Genomic DNA, 4641 nt, shown 5'->3' with positions numbered 1-4641 from the left:
ACAAAAGCCTGCGAAAATGCAGAAATATTGTTCTGAATAGACTAGTTTGAAGAGAATCCTTAGAGAAAGCCTGCACATTTGCAGCAATTTAGGGCATTTAGAGGCTTTACATGATCAAAACCTGCACATTTGCAGGAATTTCAGGAATTCCGCATCATGACACTATTAGACATGAGATACGGTCATACAATGTGGCGGGATCAAGCGGTGCAGGGATCAGGGATCGTCTTCCTTGCACCACTATTTCTAGTTTTGACTTTATACTTACATGTCATATTATATTTCCCTCGTGGACTAATAAATCTATGGTAAATTCAGACTACATTTAATACTTTGGGCTTATGCGAAACCAATGATTTTCCCCTATAATCAGGAAAAAGGACAAAACGTCCTATATTTCGACAAAAAACTACAGAGATAAAGAGTAGTTGTTTGTTAGAAGGGAGAAGAAGCTGAATGGAGCAAAATAGTCAAATGCAGTATGTCGAATTTGGAATTGGTGATGAAAATTATGCGATATCTATCGCAGATATTCATGAAATTATTAAACTGCAGTCGATTACTGAGATCCCTAATTGCAGACATTACGTCAAGGGAGTCATTAATTTACGCGGCCGAATCGTACCTGTATTGAGCTTGAGGGCGATGTTTTCTATGGAAGAGGATTCGCTGGCTAAGTCTACTCGCATTATCGTTATTAACCATAGAGAAGAAGCGCTGGGCATCATGGTTGATAAAGTGAATAAAGTGACGACATTCTCCGACATACAGGTTCCACCGGATCGAGTGGCTGGAATAAGCGGGACCTATTTTACCGGAATTGGTCTCACTCCTTCGGGTCTTGTTGGAATTTTGAAATTGGATGAAGTTCTTCTGAAGGACTGAGCGGAGGAGGGAGAATAGAGATGGCAGACTTGTCTGAATACATGAGTGTGTATTTGGAGGAATTGGAAGAACAGCTATATTTCATTGAAGAAGTAGTCTTGCAATTCGAAAAGGAAGGAGTCTCCAATGAGGGTGTACAACGAATGTTTCGTGCCGCTCATACATTGAAGGGTTCTTCAGCGGCGATGGGTTACAACAAAATGAGGGATCTGACGCATGCCGTAGAGCATCTGTTACATAAGGTAAGAAATCATGAATTACGTGTTACTGAAATGATGATTAATTTATTCTTTCAATCGATTGACATGATGAGACATCTTCAACAGGAAATTGTCGCGAAACAGGTGGAGACTATAGATGTTAATCCACTGATAGAGAGTATTAACGAATATGAGCAAAAATTAAGCGACTCCTGCGCAGAGAGATTACAACATGTGTCAAATTCGATAAGTAACAATGAAATTAATGATGTACATATATCCGGTCAGACATGGTTTAAGGTTAAATTGTCTTCGGATTGTGAGATGAAAATTCCAAGACTGATGCTGATTGATGCAAAGCTGAGAGTCACGGAAACAGTAATTGATATGAAGCCGGAATTCGATAATTTATCGGAAGACAGTGATATTTGTGAGGTATCCTGGTTGCTGGATATAGATCAAGATGCTGAAGTAGAGCAGGTAGTGAACTGGGTATCTTCAATGATGGATGTGGCTAGTGTCGAAGTTAGTGTGGACATTCCTGAAGGAAAAGAAAACCCGATATCAGAGCAATACAATCCGGCTATGACTCAGACATCGCAGCAAGGAACTGCTTCAGATCAAATGGATGCTGCGAATACGAATGAAAGAGCCAAAAGCCAAAGTATTAGGGTTAATGTTGAGCGACTTGAACAGCTTATGAATTTAGCGGGTGAGCTCGTTATTGATCAGACACGAATACGCCAGATAAACAGTATGTTTCGCCAAAAGTTCGGAGCAGATGAGCTCGTAGATGAATTGAGCGTGATTTCTGATCATCTGACCCGTACAATTGGTGAGCTGCAAGAAGAAGTCATGAAGGTTCGAATGCTTCCGCTGGACAATTTGTTTAGCCGCTTTCCAAGGATGGTGCGTGACTTGTCACGTTCTCTTGGCAAGGACATAGAGCTGATCATCGACGGTAAAGAGACAGAATTGGATCGCACTCTCATAGACCAGATCGGAGATCCATTGATTCATTTGCTGCGGAATGCGATTGATCACGGGATTGAGAGTCCAGAGACACGTATCGCGGCAGGCAAAAGCTCAAAAGGAACCGTTCATATCAAGGCAGCTCATGAAGACAATCAGGTTGTTATTTCCATAGAGGATGACGGCGGCGGTATTGATGCTGAAAAAATGCGAAATGCGGCTATTTCCAAGGGACTTATGACTACTGAGGAAGCCTCTAAACTGAGCCGGGAAGAAGCGATCAGACTTATTTTTCAACCTGGATTTTCTACGGCTAAAGCGATCAGCGATGTTTCAGGCAGAGGCGTAGGAATGGATATTGTTCGCAGTGATATTGAAAATATGAACGGTTTGATTGATATTGAGACTAAGGTAGGAATGGGCACGATTTTTAAGATTAGAGTACCTCTTACTTTAGCGATTATCACAGGCTTGCTCGTAAAAGCAGACGCTCGAACATTTGTAGTCCCTATGAGTAGTGTGGCCGAAATTGTCAGGATAGGGCCGGAAGCGATTAAAACAGTACAGGGTGTACCTGTTATTACGATTAGAGATGAAGTCATTCCATTAGAATGGCTCCATGATTATTTCGGTTACCCAAGATATAGTTATGAACGCAATATTCCTGTAGTTATTTTAGGATATGCCGAGAAACGCCTCGCTCTTGCTGTAGATGAACTGATAGGCAATCAGGAGATTGTAATCAAATCTTTAGGTTCGTTTATTGGTATGACGAGGGCAATCTCAGGAGCAACCATTTTGGGTAACGGGAATTTGGCACTGATATTGGATGTTAGAGGATTGTTTCACTAATTTAAAACGATAGGAGCATATGAATATGAAATGGTTCTATAATATAAAAACAAGCACAAAGCTCGTCAGTTCTTTTTTAATTTTGTCCATAGTTGTAGCTTTTGTAGGTCTATATGGGTTGAGTAATCTGGGAATCATAAATAAAAGTTTAAACAGCATGTACGATAATAGCCTGGTACCGGTAAAAAATATTTTGCAGGCTGAGAACATGGTTGCTCAAATGCGCCTCATAGCACGTGATTTGTACCTTAGTGAGACAGTTGAAGAACGAAAAAAACAGGTTGAAAAGTATAACGAAGCAGCGCGGGTTATGACCGGATATATGGATGAATTTAGAGCAGGAAATCTGAGTGCTGAGTCGCTAAAAGAGATGGAAAAATATGAAGCGGCGGCAACAGAATATAAGAAAATATATCAGCAAGGGATTGAATTAGCCTTAGCAAATCGTAATGCTGAATTTAAAGTATTAATTTCCGGAGATTTTGCGATAGCGGCAGGAAATTTATCGGATAGCTTGAGTGAACTGGTTGACATTACTATTGGTGAAGCGGATATGGCTAGAGATAATGGAGCAGAGCTTTATGCTTCATCTATGAAAATTACAATTATCATCGTAGTGATAGCTGCGTTGCTCTGTATTTTATTAGGGTATATTATTTCTCAGTTAATTGCGCGACCTCTATCTAAAGTTGTTGCTCTAGTTACCAAAGTAGCAGATGGAGACTTGACGGTAACGAGCGGAATTAATACGAAGGATGAGACTGGAATTTTGGCAACTGCTGTAGATAATATGGTTGCTAATTTAAGGGAGCTTGCAGGTTCGATTCAATCGCATTCCGAGAATCTAGCAGCATCAGCCGAGCAAATCTCTTCAAGTGCGGATGAAATAGCGATCGGCAACAATAGTCAGGCAAATGATGCACAAACGATCAACCATTTGTTCCAGGAGTTATCCTCAGCCATTCATTCTGTAGCTGACAACACAGAAGAAGCGTCAGAAATGTCAAGTACAACTGTTGCTATCGCAGAAGAGGGAAGAAAAGTAATTCAATCTTCAATGAGCAGTATGAGAACGGTTAGCTCGCAAATGGCACGTCTTGAAGATGATTCACAAAAGGTTGGGGAAATCATCGATGTGATTGAGGATATTGCGGATCAGACGAATTTGCTTGCATTGAATGCTGCAATTGAGGCTGCTCGAGCAGGTGAACAAGGAAGAGGATTTGCTGTCGTTGCTGATGAGGTGCGCAAGCTTGCTGAACGCAGTGGTGAAGCTACCAAACAAATTATTGGAATTATTAAGGGGATGCAGGAAAATACTCGTTCAAGTGTGCAAGCCGTGCATGACAGCTCTGATCTATCCGAGCAATCCGGCGAATCGTTTGAACGTATTGTCTCAATGGTTAATGAGATGGGACAAAAGATTATTGAAATTTCGGCCGCAAGTGAAGAACAAGCGGCACAGACTACAAATGTACTGGTAGCGGTTGAAAATATTTCGGCTACTACAGAAGAAGCAGCAGCAAGCAGTGAGGAAACGGCTGCTACGGCTCAGTCCTTGGCGCATTTGGCAGTAGAGCTGCAAAAAACGGTGACTGTGTTTAAGCTGAAGGCATAGAAAGAAACTTGTTTAGCAGTGTAAAGGCAAGATATCAGGAAAAGGATGCAAAAATACAGTTTTTTTAAAGTAGCCATGAAAGGATGAACAAAAGCCTGCAAAAATGCAGGAATA

At 41.1% G+C, this 4641-nt stretch carries 3 protein-coding genes; all 3 read left to right on the top strand.

Annotation, left to right across the window (positions count from 1 at the left end):
• Positions 1 to 456 precede the first annotated feature (456 nt).
• Genes BLS49_RS24380 through BLS49_RS24370 form a run of 3 tightly spaced genes read left to right on the top strand, consistent with a single transcriptional unit; the run spans position 457 to position 4527 of the window.
• Positions 457 to 885 (top strand): chemotaxis protein CheW, encoded by a 429-nt coding sequence (locus BLS49_RS24380; RefSeq protein WP_091236726.1) that lies wholly within the window; start codon positions 457 to 459, stop codon positions 883 to 885.
• A gap of 20 nt (positions 886 to 905) precedes the next feature.
• Positions 906 to 2909, top strand: coding sequence for a chemotaxis protein CheA (locus tag BLS49_RS24375; RefSeq protein WP_091236723.1), 2004 nt, complete (start codon positions 906 to 908; stop codon positions 2907 to 2909).
• A gap of 25 nt (positions 2910 to 2934) precedes the next feature.
• Positions 2935 to 4527, top strand: a complete 1593-nt coding sequence (locus BLS49_RS24370; protein WP_091236721.1) for a methyl-accepting chemotaxis protein — start codon at positions 2935 to 2937, stop codon at positions 4525 to 4527.
• The last annotated feature ends 114 nt before the right edge of the window (positions 4528 to 4641 follow it).

This window comes from Fontibacillus panacisegetis, from assembly GCF_900102215.1.
GTDB classification, from domain to species: domain Bacteria; phylum Bacillota; class Bacilli; order Paenibacillales; family Paenibacillaceae; genus Fontibacillus; species Fontibacillus panacisegetis.
Note: the sequence above shows the minus strand (reverse complement) of the source record. Positions and strands in the feature narration are given on the sequence as shown.